Consider the following 15,333-nt stretch of genomic DNA (forward strand, 5'->3'; position numbering starts at 1 on the left):
TCCGTTCGGCCGCTCGTCCGGCTCGAGACTCTTTGTGCGCGGAGCCTCATTCCGGCGGAGCGCCGGATCGGGTACAATACAGGCAAGCGATTGTCCATTTTCAACCATGTATGCGCTACCATATGAAAAGAACCGAAAGGACGGACGCGATGGAAGCCTACACGCGCGCGCTCATCGAACGGATGGGCATGCTGCTCATCCTGATGTTCATCATGACCCGGCTGCCGCTGTTCCGCATGCTGCTCGACCGCGCCGTCACACTGCGGACGGGGCTGCTGCACGCCGTCATGTTCGGCCTCATCGGCATCGCCGGCACGCATGCGGGCGTGCTGGCGGGACCGGGCGGCATGGACGCCGCCTTCTGGATCCGCGAGGCGCGGCCGGATCAGCTGCTGGCGCACTCGGCGCTGATCGGCGTCGTGCTTGGGGGGCTGCTCGGCGGAGCGAGCGTCGGGGCCGGAGCGGGCCTCATCGCCGGCGCGTACGCCGCCTCGCTCGACGGCATGGCCGCAGACGCCTACCTCATCTCGACGCCGATCATCGGGCTGCTCGCCGGACTGGTCGCCCGCTTCTTCTATGAAGAGCGGATCATCGCGCCGATCAAGGCGTTTTTTATCGGCGTGTTCGCCCCGATCCTGCAAATGGGCGTCATCCTCATCGCCACGACCGCGTCGCCGGAGTCGATCCGCCTCGTCAACGAGATCGGCATGCCGATGGTCATCTCCAGCAGCCTCGGCATCGCCTTGTTCGTCGCGATGATCCAGGTCGCGCTTGGCGAGCAGGAGCGCGCCGGGGCGGCGGAGACGCAGCGGGCGCTCGCGGTCGCCGGCACGGTGCTGCCGCATCTGGAAGGCCAGCTCACGCCCGACCGGGCGGCCGCCGCGGCCCGCGAGCTCGCGGGCGCGCTCGGAGTCGACGCGGTCGCCGTGGCGGACACGGCCGCCGTGCTGGCGCATTGCGGTCCCGGCGCGGAGCGGTTCCGGCCCGAGCATCCGCTCGCCTCGGCGCCGTGCCGACGCGCGCTGCAAGAGGACCGGGTGCTCGTCGCCGAGCCGACGCGGACGGCGGACGAGCCGCCGCATCCGGCAGGGGGAAGGCTGCGGCAGCGGGCCGCGGCGCTCGCCAGGCGCGGCGTGCTGGAGAGCAAGCAGGGGCCGGGCGCCGTCGTGCTCATCCCGTTCCGGCAGGCCGGCCAGCCGGTCGGCGCGCTGCAGCTGTTCTACCGCAGCCGCCGGCAGGTGCGGCGCATCGAGGAGGAGTTCGCGGCGGGCCTCGCCCGCCTGCTCTCGACGCAGCTGACGCTGTCGCGGGCGGCGGAGCTGGAGGTGCTGACCAAGGACGCCGAGCTGAGGGCGCTGCAGGCGCAGATCCATCCTCATTTTCTGTTCAACACGCTTAATTCCATCGTCACGCTCATCCGCACCGCGCCGGACGACGCGCGGCAGCTGACGCGGCAGCTCGCGCAGTTCATGCGGGCGAGCCTGCGCACGGCGCACTCGCCGCTCATCCCGCTGAGCCAGGAGCTGGAGCATCTCGGCGCGTATCTGGACATCCTGCGCGTGCGCTTCGGCGACCAGATGGAGCTGCGGGGCCTCTCGGGCGACGGGCTGCCCGATGCGTTCATCCCGCCGTCGACGCTGCAGCCGCTCGTGGAGAACTGCATCCGCCACGGGCTGGCGAGCCGGCCGGCCGGCGGAGCGGCTGCCGTCGAAGCGGAGGCGGATGCGGAAGGGATCCTCATTTCCGTGCGGGACAACGGCACCGGCATCCGGGCGGAGCTGCTGCCGCTGCTAGGGGCCGCGCCGCTGGCGACGCTGGAGGCGGTGCCGCAGGCGCCGCTCGGCGCAGCGTCGCAGGCGCCGCTGCAAGCCGGGCCCCGCGCCGCGCTGGACGCGAAGCCTCCGGCCGCAGAGCCGGACGCGGCGGGGGCGAGCAACGGTCTCGGCGTGTACAACGTCAATCAGCGGCTCATCCGGCTCGTTGGAGCGGAGGCCGCGCTCGTATATGAGAATCTGCCCGAGGGCGGGAGCCGCGTGACGTTCCGGCTGCCGCGGGCGAGGAGGGATGCGGATTGAGAGACTTGGAGAAAGGCACGGGGCGATCGCTGACCGTGCTCATTGCCGACGACGAGCGGCTCGCGCGGGAGGAGCTCGTCTACCTGCTGTCGCGGGAGGCCGGCGTCGAGCTGGTCGGCCAGGCGTGCAGCGGGCGCGAGGCGCTGGAGCAGGCCCGCCGCCTGCGGCCGGACGCGCTGTTCCTCGACGTGGAGATGCCGGAGGGCAGCGGCCTGCAGGCGGCTCGGCGGCTGCGGGAGGAGGGCTCCGCGCCGATGATCGTGTTCACGACCGCCTACGACCGCTATGCGGTGGAGGCGTTCGGCGTCGAGGCGGTCGACTACCTGCTCAAGCCGTACGAGGAGGAGCGGCTGCGCGAAGCGCTGGCCCGGCTGCGGCAGCGCAAGGAAGCGGGGACGGAGCCGGCGAGCCGGGAGGGCGGTCCGGCAGGTGGCATGTTGCCGGAGACGGAGGGCGGCGCGGATCGCCCGCTCGCCGAGGCGGCGGCCGTAGCGGACTTGTCCGCCGCCCCGTCTTTGGAGGGCTCGGTCCGGCCGTCCGATCAGCAAGAGGGCGAGGTGGCCTCGGCCGCCGCTTCTCCCGCCGCCGGAGCCGTCCCGAGAATCGATCACGCTGGCATAGATCCAGCCGCCTCCGTCCCGCGCAAGGCACGGCTGCTCGTCGAGGACGGCGGCCGCATGATCGTGCTCGACGCGGCGCTGCTGCTGTACGCCGCCAAGGAGGACAAGTCCACGCGCCTGCGCATGGCCGACGGCTCGGACCATTTCACCCGGCAGACGCTGCAGGAGCTGGAGGAACGGCTCGGCCGCGGATTTTTTCGCCCGCATCGCAGCTATCTCGTCCATCTCGACTATATCAAGGAGATCGAGCCCTGGTTCAACGGTGCGTACAATCTGGTGCTGAAGCATGCCGAGGGAGAGCGGATTCCGGTCTCGCGCGCAGCCGCGAAGGACATGCTGCGGCTGCTGGAAGGAAGCTGAGCGGATGCGTCTGGCGGCGCAGCGCCCCCTGCCTGACCCTAACGATACCAGCAAGCGCTATTTGGCGGTTTGGATGGCTTTTTCGGAGCTATCGATACGGAGGAGCGCTATTTTGTCGAAAAAGCGGCTTTGGGAGCGACTTGGGCAGCAATAAGGCCTGTCCGTATCGTTAGCATTCCATTCGGCGCGAATCGGAAGGAATAAGGGCTGTGAGTATCATTAGCTGGCGGAGCAGGCGAATGGGAACGCCCGACTCGCTCGTCGCGATGGGCGGCGGGGCTGGCGGAGCGCGCCTGGCGCACAGCGTGGCCCTCCCTGCAGGATCATTCTTGACCCTAATGCGGCCAGGACGCTGTGTTCGCTCGCTGGCGAGTCAAGTTTGAATTTCCAACCGTTCGCGCCCCGATTCCGACGTTTCGCGCCGACCCCGTTCCTTCTTCGCCCGACGCTCGCTATAGTTATAGGGAAGCGTTTTCATAAAGGAGGAAGTCCGGTGTCCAAACTGACGTACACGGATGTAGCCCATTCGGATTCGTTCCGCAGGCTGCTTCGCAAGAAGAAACAGTTTCTGCTTCCCATGAGCGTTTTCTTCCTGGCCTTCTACTTCACGCTCCCGCTCCTGACCGCCTTCTCGACCGTGCTCAACGAGCCGGCCGTCGGTCCCGTCTCCTGGGCGTGGCTGCTCGCCAGCGCGCAGTTCATCATGACGTGGGCGCTCTGCATCATCTACACCCGCAGGGCCGCCCGCTTCGATGAGATGGTCGAAGCCATCAAGGCCGAGGTCGCCGAGCGCGGCCAAGCCCCGGACAAGAAAGGACGGAAGACGTCATGAACACCGCGTTCCTGCTGTTCCTGCTGATCGTGCTCGGCACGCTCGTCATCACCTACTACGCCTCCAAAAAAACGAAGACCGCCAATGAATTCTACACCGCCGGAGGCGGACTGACCGGCTGGCAGAACGGGCTCGCGATCGCGGGCGACTACATGTCCGCGGCCTCGTTCCTCGGCATCGCCGGCATGATCGCGCTGTTCGGCTTCGACGGCTTCTTCTACAGCATCGGCTTCCTCGTCGCCTATCTCGTCGTGCTGTACCTGGTCGCCGAGCCGCTGCGCAACCTCGGCCGCTACACAATGGCCGACATGATCGCCGCGCGCTTCAACCAGGCGAAGATCCGCGGCGTCGCCGCGCTCAACTCGATCGTCATCTCGATCTTCTACATGATCGCGCAGCTCGTCGGCGCGGGCGGCCTGATCGCCCTGCTCATCCCGAGCCTCGACTATACGACGAGCGTGCTCATTGTGGGCGTGCTCATGACCGTCTACGTCGTCTTCGGCGGCATGACGGCGACGAGCTGGGTGCAGATCATCAAGTGCGTGCTGCTCATGGCCGGCACGCTCATCATCTCGCTCATCGTATTCGCCAAGTTCGACTTCAACGTCGGCCATATGTTCACCGAGATGAAGACGGCCACCGGCCTCGGTGAGGCGTTCCTCAATCCGGGCAACAAGTTCACGAACGGGCTCGACACGATCTCGCTCAACCTGGCGCTTGTGCTCGGCACCGCCGGCCTGCCGCATATCCTGATCCGCTTCTTCACGGTCAAGGACGCGCCGACCGCGCGCAAGTCCGTCGTCGTCGCGACCTGGATCATCGGCGTCTTCTACGTCATGACGCTGTTCCTCGGCTTCGGCGCAGCCGCCTTCGTCGGCGAGGCCGCGATCGTCGAGGCCAACGCCGCCGGCAACATGGCCGCGCCGCTGCTCGCCAAGGTGCTCGGAGGCGAGTTCCTGTTCGCCTTTGTCTCCGCTGTCGCCTTCGCCACGATCCTCGCGGTCGTCGCGGGACTCGTCCTGTCAGCCGCCTCGGCCTTCTCGCATGACTTCTACAACCATATCCTGCGCAAAGGCAAGGCCAAGGAGAAGGAGCAGGTGCGCATGGCCAAGTACGCCTCCGTCGGCGTCGCCATCGTCTCGATCCTCCTGGCGCTGTTCGCGCAGAAGCTGAACGTCGCCTTCCTCGTCTCGCTGGCGTTCGCCGTCGCGGCAAGCGCGAACCTGCCGGTCATCCTGTTCACCGTGTTCTGGAAGCGGTTCAACACCGCCGGCGCGGTCACCGGCATGCTGACCGGCCTTATCTCGGCCCTGTTCCTCGTCATGATCAGCCCGAACGTCTGGAATCCGGTCGCGGGCAAGGCGATCCTCGTCGGCACGCCGCTCATCGACCTGACCAACCCGGGCATCATCTCGATCCCGCTCGGCTTCCTCGGCGCCTTCCTCGGCACGTACTTCTCGTCCCGGACGGACGAGGCCAAGTTCGACGAGGTGCTCGTCAAGGCCAACACCGGCATCGCGGAGCTGCCGACGTCGAACTGACTGCCGCAGCCGCAGGGAGCGCGCGCATAATTTTCCGCATCCGATCCACCCTAGGAGAGAGCTTACATTGACTCCGGGGAGTGTTGGACATGGCAAAGGAAAAGCGGCCGCAAGCCGCGCGAAGGGCGGCGCTGAAGGCGCTGCTGGCGGCGTCGGCTGCGCTGGCGGCGAGCTGCGGCACGCAGGCGGAGCGGCCGTACGACGAGGCGCGCATGAAGATGCAGCAGGTCTCGCAGCAGCTGGAAGCGGGCACGATCGTCGTCGGAAAGACGCGCGTCACCGGCGTGCCGATGGCGACGGGCGCGGATGGCCAAGTATGGCTGCCGATCGAGCATGCCGCGCGGGCGCTCAACATGCAGGTGCGCGAGCTGCGCGACGGCTACGCGATCGGCGATACCGACGCGGCCTATCGGCTGCGGCTTGGCGACCGCAACGCGATGAGCGGCGGCCGCGTCGTGCAGCTGCCGTCCGCGCCGCAGTCGATCGGCGGCAAGTCGAGCGTGTCGGCGGAATCGCTGACGGCGCTGCTCGAGACGCCGGTGCGCTGGAACGCGCAGTCGCGCGAGCTCCGGTTCACGCCGATCCAGGACAGCGCCAAGAGCAGCACGCAGCGCGGCATCTCGATGCAGATGAGCGAAACGTCGCGGCCGCAGACGATCGGCGGCAGATATGGCACGCTGTCGGCCGCCGATGCGGACAAGCTGCTGTCGCTCGCGCGCCGCTTCCTCGGCACGCCGTACGATTTCGGCAGCGGCACGTACGAGAGCACGAAGCGCTTCGACTGCTCGTCGTTCACCCAGTATGTGTTCGAGAAGGTCGGCGTATCCTTGCCGCGCACGTCGAGGGAGCAGGGACAGCTGGGAAGGAGCGTATCCGAAAGCGATCTTCAGCCGGGCGATCTGCTCTTCTTCTACACGCCGGGCCGCTTCGACAGCAACAAGGTCGTCGGCCATGTCAGCATCTTCGCGGGCAACGGCAAGATGATCCACACCTACGGCGATCCGGGCGTCGTCATCGACGAGTTCAACGACTATTGGAAAGGCCGCTTCCTTTTCGCGAAGCGGGTGCTTTAAGCAGGACCTTGAAAGGAGGGGCTGTCCACGGGCGTCGACGCGACGACCTCGGACGGCTCCTTTTTCCAATTAGCATCGCTGCGCGGAGCAGCCGCGGCTAAGGGTGACAACCGCTGCAATTTCTATTATCTTTAATTTAAGATATTTGAATTAAAGAAGAAACGAAAGTGGGATGCCGTCATGAAGGACGAAATGGATCGGGAGCTGAACGAAACGACAGGGGGAACCGGCGCGCCAGAAGCGACGGGCGCAGACGCGGCGCCTGGCTCAGCGGATGCCGCTGCGGACCGGGAGCTTTCGCTCAAGGTGTTCGTCGTCCTCTCCAAGGCGTACCGCTCCGTGATGGATCCGGCAATTCGCGACATGAAGGGCTACGGCTTGTCGCCTTCCGAGTTCACCGTGCTGGAGGTCCTCTACAATAAAGGACGCATCCCGCTGCAGCAGATCGGCGAGAAGATCCTCGTCACGAGCGGCAGCGTCACCTACAACATCGACAAGCTCGAGAAGAAAGGGCTGCTGCGGCGCATCCCGTCTCCGGATGACCGCCGCGTGACGTTCGCAGAGCTGACGGACGAGGGACGGCAGCTGTTCGATTCGATCTTTCCCTCCCACGCGGAGCATATCCACCGGCTGACCGGCGCGCTCGACACGGAGGAGAAGCGGCAGTTGTCCGAGCTGCTCAAGAAGCTCGGCAAAGGGGCGGAGGCCGGGTAGGAGCGGAAGGGGCGGGCGCAGACGCGCATTCCTGCCCGCCGCGCCGCGCGCATTGCATAATTCGCCGCTTCAGGTCTAATACTTTAACTTTAAGATAATAGGGAGGCATCATTCATGAAGCCTGTGACGAAAGGCATCCACCACATCACCGCGTTCGCGACCGACCCGCAGGGCATCGTCGACTTCTATGCCGGCGTGCTCGGGCTGCGGATGGTCAAAAAGACGATCAACTTCGACGCGCCGGAAGTATACCATCTGTACTTCGGCGACGAGGGCGGCTCGCCGGGCACGATCCTGACGTTCTTCCCGCATCCGGGCTCGCGCAAGGGCCGGATCGGCGGCGGCCAGGTCGGCATCACGACGCTCAGCGTCCCGGTCGGCGCGCTGCCGTACTGGGAGGAGCGGCTGGCCGGCTTCGGCGTCGAGGCGCGGCGGACCGAGCGCTTCGGCGAGACGTTCCTGCAGTTCGCGGACCGCGAAGGCATGCGGCTGGAAATCGTCGAGCGCGAGGAAGGCCCGCTGAATACTTGGGGCTTCGCGGACATTCCGGCGGATCGCGCGATCAAGGGCTTCGGCGGCGCCGTGCTCTACAGCACGGACAGCGCAGGCACCCGGCGCACGCTCGTCGGCACGCTCGGCCTGACGCCGGACGGCGAGCAGGACGGCTACGCCCGCTTCCGCGGCGAAGGCGAGCTCGGCAACGTCATCGACGTGCCGGTCGGAGACATGGACTGGGGCAATGGCGGCGCGGGCACGGTCCACCACATCGCCTGGCGCGCCAAGGATTTCGACGAGCATGAGGAGTGGCGCAAAGCCGCGGCGGCAGCGGGCTTCCAGCCGACTCCGGTCATCGACCGCCAGTATTTCAACGCCGTGTACTTCCGTGAAAGCGGGGGCATCCTGTTCGAGATCGCGACGGATCCTCCCGGCTTCGCGGTCGACGAGCCGGCCGAGGAGATGGGCGCCAAGCTGATGCTGCCGTCCTGGTACGAGCCGCATCGCCAGCAGATCGAGGACGGCTTGCTGCCGATCGAGGTCCGCAAGCTGAAGGAGGGACAACAATGAGCCTGGACATGATCCACGTTTACCAAGAAGGCAAAAACCCGGCGGCTCCGACGCTCGTGCTGCTGCATGGCACGGGCGGCAACGAGCATGATCTGCTCGGCCTCGGCGCGATGATCTCGCCCGATTCGGCGCTGCTGTCCGTTCGGGGCAAGGTGCTCGAGAACGGCATGCCCCGCTTTTTCCGCCGGCTGGCGGAAGGCGTCTTCGACGAGGAGGATCTCGTGCTGCGCACCGGCGAGCTCCATGCGTTCCTGGACGCGGCGGCGGCCGAATACGGCCTCGACCGGAGCAACATGGTCGCCGTCGGCTACTCCAACGGCGCGAACATCGCGGCGAGCCTGATCTTCCATGAGCAGGAGTCGTTCCGCGGCGCGGCGCTGCATCACCCGATGGTGCCACGGCGCGGCCTGCAGCTGCCGGCGCTCGGCGGCATGCCGGTATTCATCGGAGCGGGAGCGAACGACCGCATCTGCCCGCCGCATGAGACGGAGGAGCTGACGGAGCTGCTGCGCGGAGCGGGCGCCGAGGTCGAGGTGCATTGGGAAAACTACGGCCACCAGCTGACGGGCACGGAAGCCCGGGCGGCGGCGGACTGGTTCAAGCGGACGTTCGGCCAGGCGGGACAGAACTGAGCGGAGGAGGCAACGACAATGGCGGCAAACGGACTTAAAGGGATCCACCACGTATCGGCCATGACGGCCCGAGCGGCGAACAACTACGATTTCTACACGCAGGTCATGGGCATGCGGCTCGTCAAGAAGACGGTCAACCAGGACGACACGAGCATGTACCATCTGTTCTACGGCGATGAAAAAGGCAATCCCGGCACGGAGCTGACCTTCTTCGAGCTCCCGATGATGGGGCGCAACCGGGACGGCGTCTCCAGCATCTCGACGACGTCGCTGCGCATCCCGACCGACGCCTCGATCGGCTGGTGGATCGACCGCTTCGACCGGCTCGGCGTCGAGCATGACGAGCCGCAGGAGCGCGACGGGAAGCTGACGCTCGACTTTCGCGATCCGGAAGGGCAGCGCATGCGGCTGGTCTCCGACGAGCGCAACGTCGGCGTACCGGCCGGCGTCGCCTGGGAAGGCGGCCCGGTGCCGCCGGAGCACGGCGTGCTCGGGCTCGGCCCGGTGCGGCTCACGGTGGCGGACGCAGAGCCGACGCTGCGGGTGCTGACGGAGCTGATGGGCTTCCGCCGCAAAAGCGCCTACCCGGCCGACGTGCCGGGACAGCCGGACATCGTCGTCGTCGAGGTCGCCGAGGGCGGCAGCGGCGCCGAGGTGCATGTCGAGGAGCGCCACGACCTCGACCGCGAGCGGCTCGGCCGCGGCGGCGTGCACCATGTCGCGTTCCGCGTCGAGGACGAAGAGGCGCTGCGCGAGTGGGTGGAGCGCATCGGGCAGGCGGGCTTCGGCAACTCGGGCTATGTGGACCGGTATTACTTCCGGTCGCTGTACTTCCGCGAGCCGAACGGCATCCTGTTCGAGCTGGCGACCGACGGTCCCGGCTTCGACACCGACGAGCCGCTGGACAGCCTCGGCGAGGCGCTGGCGCTGCCCCCGTTCCTCGAGCCGAAGCGCGAGGCGATCGAGGCGAGGCTGAAGCCGCTGTCGACGGCGAAGGGCTGAAGAGTCGGGAATGAAAAAGAAGCGTCTTCCGAGGAAGGCGCTTTTTTTGTTGCTGCCTGTCGGGCTGGTTCTACCGTCAACCCGTGTACTCCCTGCCGCTATCTATGTATTCTTTTACAAAGAGCAAAGCGTCTCGCAAAGTTCTGACCGTCCAGTTTTCTCTCCGTTTCCTTCGATCAGCGGGATCATAGTGATGATGATGAGGTTCGGTCTCAGTTCGGTATTCCTCAGGTGTCCCGGGCGCGTCATGCGGCTCGTTTCCCCAGGAAGAGATATGAGTGGCCTGAATGCCGCCTTTAGGCAGGATGCGTTTCCATTGATAGTCATATTTTTCTACGCAGCCCTGATCGTCGTATTTTTCATAAGCCCTCAGTCCGGTAATTCCATGAATGGGATGTTCCTTTAAGGGAAAAACGACTTCGAGCCGTTTACGGTCCATCCTAAAATCGGCATAGATGGACTCTCTGTCCTGAAATCTTTCATACGTTTGAAAAAGATCATGGAACTCTTCAAGAAGCTCCGGAATATCTGCAGGGAATAGGAGCGAGGGAGCATTCGTTTTCCTCACTTGCCCCCTCCTGTGTCTTTTAAAATTTCAGTTATTTCTTCCGTTAGATCCTTCCATCGGTAATAGTCGGTCGGATCATCCATTTCATCTCCGTCATATTCAGCAAAAGCTTCGTGAACCGTTGCCGCCCCATAACGAATTTGGTACTCCGCAATTTCTTTGTAAATTTCTCCCAATCGTTCGGCAGGCTTTTGATGAAGGCGCTTTTTCTTTTGTCCGATCAATTGCATGAGAACGCCATAAACAGGATCCTTCAGCAGCTCCACGGCATGTTTAGGGATTTTATTTTGAGATCCGTTATCCAAACATTCCAGTCCCTGTTTGATGTACTTGTGCAGCGTGACGGTCGATATGCCAAGCGCTTCTGCTGCTTCAGATGGCTTCATCAAGTAGCTTTTCTGGTAGGAGAACTCGATGAAATCGCCGCCCAGTTCGTAATACCAAAGTTCAAAGTCGATCTTCAGTTTGCCGAAATCCATGTCGGAAGCAGGCAGATCCAACTGGTACAGGCGATCCAGCCACTTGAACAATTTATTTTTATGGGTGGAGGAGAATAAATGACTTGTCGAAAACGAAAACGGCTTGATGGAAATGCCAACTAGCTGTTCAGGAAACAACGTGGATAAGCTGGCAAGCAGTTTCGTGAAAACATAATCCGTTTCTTTTTCCAACAGAACTGGATTTTGTTCATGATAGGCCATTTCGATTTGTTCTTGAGCATAATCAAAGACAGCCTTGCTCATATGCATCAGCTCCTTCATCTCCTTCCATTTTACTTCATTTGTTTGTGATTTTTCAATATCCATAATAAACGTTATATGCAAAACGACAACTTAAAATACCTCCAAAAAAATCCCCTCGAATCGAGGCGATCGAGGCGATCGAGGCGATCGAGGCGATCGAGGCGATCGAGGCGAAGCTGAAGCCGCTGCCGACAGCGAAGGGCTGAAGGGTCGGGAATGAAAAAGAAGCGTCTTCCTCGGAAGGCGCTTCGTTTTTAATTGATGCTGATGAAGGAAGGGATGTGAAAAGGTTGAATCCGCTTATTACGGGAGTTTTATTTCGAGCATGCAGTCTTTGAATCGTACTCTGGCAGCTCGTCAGATTCAAGCTTTTGTCCATGATCCTCCAAAAGAGTACAGGAGTTCAAACGACTTTATAAATCAAATTCAAATGCAATAAGCATTGAAGCATATGGAATCCTAGCGGAATAGCCTTTGAATAGTCTTGAACGAGTGGGGAAACTCGCGCTTTAAGGAGTTTTTAACGAAAACGTTCATCCCGACAGGGTAGAGTCGTCCGTTTCCGCTCGGCGGCGCATCGCGGATGGCGCCGTCATCTTCCGCTCTACGCTTCGAGCGAGCTTGATCGCGCCTTGATCGATGTGCTTCATGTAAAAATGCGACAGGATGAACAAGGGCGGCATAGAAGCCGCGAACGTAATCGCATAGGCGATGTTGTAGCCGAAGTGGGCCATCGCCTTGCTGAACATGTACGCGGAAAACGTCGTCAGGACCGTGAAATGGACGAGGTAGAGCGAAAAGGACACTTTTCCTAAATAAGCGAACGGTCTCCAGGCCAATAGAAGCTGCAGCAGCTTCAGCCGCTGCAGGGCAAACAGGATCATGGCCGCGCCTGCGGTGCGAGCGAGCAGTCGGGAATCCAGGTCGAGCTGAATCCACCCATTGAATAAGGCGGTCGTGGCCGCAATCGGCTCGTACATCGTTCCCTTCAGTGGGATGTAAGGCGCTGAACCGAGATAGATTCCTGCGGCCAGCACGAGCAGGGTCGACCTCGTCCGGCGGATCCATCTGCCACGGAGCAGATCGGCCAGCAGCATTCCCCACAGAAAAGCGACGAAGTAAGTCTGGATGAACGCGAGGGACAGCACCACATAGACGATCCATCTCCTTTTCGCCCGTCCAAACAGGGCGATGAAGCCGAAAATGAGGAATGAGCCCAGCAGCTCGTAGCTCATCGTCCACAGGACGGGATTGTAAGGATGGCTTTCAAAGCGGAAAAACGGATCAAAGACCGCTGCTTTAATGACGGTGTAAAGATGCTGGTCCAGAGCATAGTAGTCCTTTTTCATGTCCGTCCCAGTCGCTTCCCATATGTCCTTCAGATGAAAAGCATGCGTCATCAAGCCGAGGTAGACAAGGCCTACGGACGCCGCAGCCGGCACGGCAAGACGGAGGTAACGGCGGACGGCACTGGATTGCAGCGATTGGAGAAAAGCTTCCGGATCAAGCTGTCGCTTGAAAAAGCGCACGCTGAGCACGTATCCGCTGAGCACGAAAAACAAGCATACGGCGAATTGGCCGTTGTAAAACAGGTTGAGCGGAGTCTGTCCGTACCCGACATCCCACTGCGAATGGGCCTGCTGCGGATTGCCGCTGAGCGCAGCGGGATAGAATACCTGCATGTAGTGCGAAATCACGACGGCAAAGGCCGCCAGTCCGCGCAAGCCATCCAAATAGACGAGCTTGTTGTCTAAAGAAACATCGTTCATGGCGTTCGTTGTCCACCCGGAATGTTTTACCTTACCTTAACACCCGTATTATGGATTTTAAACCCAAATGAGGAAATGCTAATGAATCTTTGTGTGAAACTCTACGGCTTCACGCCGCCGAACACGGCGAGATCGAACCACTTGAACCAGCAGTCGGCGTGGGCGAAGCCGATCCTCTGCAGCGTCTCGCCCTGCTCGAACGCCGGCTCCAGCCGGTTGTCGGCTTTGTCCCGCGCCGAACGGAATGCCCCCGCGCACTTCCTGCAAATCATGCTCCGTTACCTGATCCAGCTTCCAGGACGTGTCCGCCATGCCGCTACTCCGCCGCGGAGGCGGATGGCGCCGCTGCCGCCGCGCCCCCGGTCACAGCGGCGCCTGCCGCTTGCTCCGCTGCCGCCTGCCCCGACGTTGAAGCTGCCGCCGCTTGCTCTGAGACTTGCCCCGTTGCCGCTTGCTCCGCGCCCTCGTTCGCCGCCGCTTGCTCCGCCGTCGTCCCGGCCCCCTCGTCCAGCAGCGCCGCGTTGACCGCGTTCAGGAACGCGCCTGCGCTCGCCTTGATGATGTCGGTGTCCATCGCCCGGCCGGAGTAGGAGCGGCCGCCGACCGCGAGCCGGATGTTGACGCGTCCGATCGCTTCCTTGCCGCGCGACAGGCTGCTGATCTTGTAGTCCTTCAGCTCCGCGTCGATGCCGACGAGCTGGCGCAGCACCGTATACAGCGCGTCGATCGGGCCGTCGCCGACGGCACTGCCCTTCACCGCCTCGCCGCCCTTGCGCAGCTGCACGGTCGCGGTCGGGTACAGGTCGTTCGTGATGACCTGGAACGAATCGAGCTCGTACAGCTCCTTGCCGCCGCTGCGGGACGCGCCGGACCGGCTGGAGGCGAGGTAATAGACGTCATGGTCGTACACCTCCTTCTTGGTGTCGGCCAGCTCCAGGAACTGCGCGAAAAGCGCCTCGAACTCAGCCCCGTCCGAGGTGTCGAAGCCCATTTTTTCCACCGCATGCTTGAACGCATGCCGGCCGGAGCGGGCGGTCAGCACGAGCTCCATGCTGTCCGCGCCGACGTCCTCGGGCGACATGATCTCGTACACGTTCTTGTCCTTGAGCAGGCCGTCCTGGTGGATGCCGGAGGAGTGGGCAAAGGCGTTCTCCCCGGTGATCGCCTTGTTGACCTGCACGTCGAGGCCGGTCAGATGGGTGAGCAGGCGCGAGCTGCGGATCAGCTCCTTCGTGTTGATGCTCGTCTGCGCCCGGTAGAAGCTCTCCCGCACCTTCAGCCCCATGACGACCTCCTCCAGCGAGGTGTTGCCGGCGCGCTCGCCGAGTCCGTTGATCGTCACCTCGACCTTGTCGGCGCCGCCGCGGATCGCGCTCAGCGTGTTGGCCGTCGCCAGGCCGAGGTCGTTGTGGCAATGCACGCTCAGCACGACGCGATCGTCGAGGTTTTTGAGCCGCTCGTTGATGCGGCGGATCAGGTCGCCGAACTCCTCCGGCACGGCGAAGCCGACCGTATCCGGCACGTTGATCATCGTCGCGCCGGCCTTCACGACCGCCTCGATCGTCGCCCACAGGTACTCGAATTCCGAGCGCGAGGCGTCCTCGGTCGAATACTGCACGGCAGGCAGCAGCGTCTTGGCGTAGCGCACGGCGTCGACGCCCATCTGCAGCACGGCTTCCTTGGAGCGGCTGAACTTCTTCTCGACATGGATGTTCGACGTGCCGAGCACGATATGGATGAGCGGGTCCTGCGCGAGCTTGATGCTCTCGTAGACGGCGTCGATGTCGCTCTTGACGGCGCGTCCGAGCGCGGTGATCGAGACGGAGTCGCCGACGCTGCGCGCGATCGCCTGCACCGCCTCGAAGTCGCCCTGCGACGAAGCGGGGAAGCCCGCCTCGATGATGTCGACGCCGAGCCGCTTCAGCTGCTGGGCCATCTCGATTTTTTGCGGCATGTTGAGCTTCGCTCCCGGCACCTGTTCTCCGTCGCGCAGCGTCGTATCCAGTACGATGATGTTGCGGTTCATCCTCGTCATCTCCTTAGGGTTCGGTTGGGTGGAAAGGCCGTGTATGTGAAGCGGGGCCGGAAGGACCCGGAATCCTTCCGGCAGCATGCGTCCAAGGCTTCCGTCCTGACGGACGAGCCGGCGCAATTCTCGCGCCTCGCGGCGGTGAGCGGGGGGCTCAGGAGCCCCGCCGATCACCGCCGGAACGCAAAAAGCCCCGCCTCTACGCATAGAGGCGGGGCATAACCCGCGGTACCACTCTAATTCATGCCTGAACGCAGGCATGATCTTGTTCGATGGCCATCACCATCTATCCCTGTAACGGTGGAATTCC

15 protein-coding genes and 1 other annotated feature (1 of these 16 only partly in view) are annotated in these 15,333 nt (G+C 63.1%); of the genes, 9 read left to right on the forward strand and 6 right to left on the reverse strand.

The features are described from left to right. Positions 1–149: 149 nt before the first annotated feature. The 9 genes from H582_RS0120930 to H582_RS0120975 all read left to right on the forward strand — a co-directional run bounded on the left by H582_RS0120930 (position 150) and on the right by H582_RS0120975 (position 9,914). Positions 150–2,075 carry a LytS/YhcK type 5TM receptor domain-containing protein gene (locus tag H582_RS0120930; RefSeq protein ID WP_028600100.1) on the forward strand — a complete coding sequence of 642 codons (1,926 nt, stop codon included), beginning with the start codon at positions 150–152 and terminating at the stop codon, positions 2,073–2,075. Then, positions 2,072–3,055, forward strand: coding sequence for a LytR/AlgR family response regulator transcription factor (locus H582_RS0120935; RefSeq protein WP_084137490.1), 984 nt, complete (start codon positions 2,072–2,074; stop codon positions 3,053–3,055). The genes H582_RS0120930 and H582_RS0120935 overlap by 4 nt, the downstream gene beginning before the upstream one ends. Positions 3,056–3,548: 493 nt before the next feature. Continuing rightward, entirely contained in the window at positions 3,549–3,887 is a 339-nt protein-coding gene (locus H582_RS0120945; RefSeq protein WP_028600102.1) for a DUF485 domain-containing protein, read from the forward strand. Then, a complete protein-coding gene (locus H582_RS0120950; RefSeq protein ID WP_028600103.1) occupies positions 3,884–5,428 on the forward strand; it encodes a solute symporter family protein in 1,545 nt (514 codons plus the stop codon). The genes H582_RS0120945 and H582_RS0120950 overlap by 4 nt, the downstream gene beginning before the upstream one ends. An 89-nt stretch (positions 5,429–5,517) precedes the next feature. After that, complete coding sequence (locus H582_RS30435; protein WP_052333500.1) at positions 5,518–6,501, forward strand: C40 family peptidase; 984 nt, start codon at positions 5,518–5,520, stop codon at positions 6,499–6,501. 180 nt (positions 6,502–6,681) lie between these two features. Next, positions 6,682–7,215, forward strand: a complete 534-nt coding sequence (locus tag H582_RS28810) for a MarR family winged helix-turn-helix transcriptional regulator (RefSeq protein ID WP_276203381.1) — start codon at positions 6,682–6,684, stop codon at positions 7,213–7,215. Positions 7,216–7,329: 114 nt separating this feature from the next. Beyond that, positions 7,330–8,280: a VOC family protein gene (locus H582_RS0120965; protein WP_028600104.1), complete on the forward strand. Its 951-nt coding sequence runs from the start codon at positions 7,330–7,332 to the stop codon at positions 8,278–8,280. Between the two features lie 8 nt (positions 8,281–8,288). Further along, complete coding sequence (locus H582_RS0120970; RefSeq protein WP_028600105.1) at positions 8,289–8,912, forward strand: alpha/beta hydrolase; 624 nt, start codon at positions 8,289–8,291, stop codon at positions 8,910–8,912. 18 nt (positions 8,913–8,930) lie between these two features. Further along, entirely contained in the window at positions 8,931–9,914 is a 984-nt protein-coding gene (locus H582_RS0120975; RefSeq protein WP_028600106.1) for a ring-cleaving dioxygenase, read from the forward strand. Between the two features lie 76 nt (positions 9,915–9,990). Here the strand turns inward: H582_RS0120975 and H582_RS31340 are convergent, their stop codons facing one another. The 6 genes from H582_RS31340 to H582_RS28820 all read right to left on the reverse strand — a co-directional run bounded on the left by H582_RS31340 (position 9,991) and on the right by H582_RS28820 (position 15,020). Continuing rightward, entirely contained in the window at positions 9,991–10,482 is a 492-nt protein-coding gene (locus H582_RS31340; protein ID WP_084137491.1) for a toxin-antitoxin system TumE family protein, read from the reverse strand. After that, positions 10,479–11,225 carry a MerR family transcriptional regulator gene (locus H582_RS0120985; protein WP_043111710.1) on the reverse strand — a complete coding sequence of 249 codons (747 nt, stop codon included), beginning with the start codon at positions 11,223–11,225 and terminating at the stop codon, positions 10,479–10,481. Before H582_RS0120985 ends, H582_RS31340 begins: the two co-directional genes overlap by 4 nt. 52 nt (positions 11,226–11,277) lie before the next feature. Beyond that, a complete protein-coding gene (locus tag H582_RS32160; RefSeq protein WP_127464497.1) occupies positions 11,278–11,604 on the reverse strand; it encodes a hypothetical protein in 327 nt (108 codons plus the stop codon). 154 nt (positions 11,605–11,758) lie between these two features. After that, positions 11,759–12,994 carry an acyltransferase family protein gene (locus H582_RS28815; protein WP_052333501.1) on the reverse strand — a complete coding sequence of 412 codons (1,236 nt, stop codon included), beginning with the start codon at positions 12,992–12,994 and terminating at the stop codon, positions 11,759–11,761. A 101-nt stretch (positions 12,995–13,095) separates the two neighbouring features. Next, complete coding sequence (locus H582_RS32165; RefSeq protein ID WP_156876716.1) at positions 13,096–13,266, reverse strand: hypothetical protein; 171 nt, start codon at positions 13,264–13,266, stop codon at positions 13,096–13,098. 44 nt (positions 13,267–13,310) lie between these two features. Next, positions 13,311–15,020, reverse strand: a complete 1,710-nt coding sequence (locus tag H582_RS28820) for a 2-isopropylmalate synthase (protein ID WP_084137492.1) — start codon at positions 15,018–15,020, stop codon at positions 13,311–13,313. 207 nt (positions 15,021–15,227) lie between these two features. Then, positions 15,228–15,333, reverse strand: a binding site (T-box leader) (it continues 128 nt past the right edge of the window).

It is taken from the genome of Paenibacillus pasadenensis DSM 19293 (assembly GCF_000422485.1).
Lineage (GTDB): Bacteria > Bacillota > Bacilli > Paenibacillales > Paenibacillaceae > Paenibacillus_O > Paenibacillus_O pasadenensis.

What these genes read in the sequence shown, in the direction of transcription:
- H582_RS28810 (WP_276203381.1), top strand. Translation starts at nt 6,682, where the DNA reads ATGAAGGACGAAATGGATCGGGAGCTGAACGAAACGACAGGGGGAACC.
- H582_RS0120930 (WP_028600100.1), top strand. Translation starts at nt 150, where the DNA reads ATGGAAGCCTACACGCGCGCGCTCATCGAACGGATGGGCATGCTGCTC.
- H582_RS28815 (WP_052333501.1), bottom strand. Translation starts at nt 12,994, where the DNA reads ATGAACGATGTTTCTTTAGACAACAAGCTCGTCTATTTGGATGGCTTG.
- H582_RS0120950 (WP_028600103.1), top strand. Translation starts at nt 3,884, where the DNA reads ATGAACACCGCGTTCCTGCTGTTCCTGCTGATCGTGCTCGGCACGCTC.
- H582_RS30435 (WP_052333500.1), top strand. Translation starts at nt 5,518, where the DNA reads ATGGCAAAGGAAAAGCGGCCGCAAGCCGCGCGAAGGGCGGCGCTGAAG.
- H582_RS32165 (WP_156876716.1), bottom strand. Translation starts at nt 13,266, where the DNA reads ATGATTTGCAGGAAGTGCGCGGGGGCATTCCGTTCGGCGCGGGACAAA.
- H582_RS28820 (WP_084137492.1), bottom strand. Translation starts at nt 15,020, where the DNA reads ATGAACCGCAACATCATCGTACTGGATACGACGCTGCGCGACGGAGAA.
- H582_RS0120970 (WP_028600105.1), top strand. Translation starts at nt 8,289, where the DNA reads ATGATCCACGTTTACCAAGAAGGCAAAAACCCGGCGGCTCCGACGCTC.
- H582_RS0120965 (WP_028600104.1), top strand. Translation starts at nt 7,330, where the DNA reads ATGAAGCCTGTGACGAAAGGCATCCACCACATCACCGCGTTCGCGACC.
- H582_RS32160 (WP_127464497.1), bottom strand. Translation starts at nt 11,604, where the DNA reads ATGGACAAAAGCTTGAATCTGACGAGCTGCCAGAGTACGATTCAAAGA.
- H582_RS0120985 (WP_043111710.1), bottom strand. Translation starts at nt 11,225, where the DNA reads ATGAGCAAGGCTGTCTTTGATTATGCTCAAGAACAAATCGAAATGGCC.
- H582_RS0120975 (WP_028600106.1), top strand. Translation starts at nt 8,931, where the DNA reads ATGGCGGCAAACGGACTTAAAGGGATCCACCACGTATCGGCCATGACG.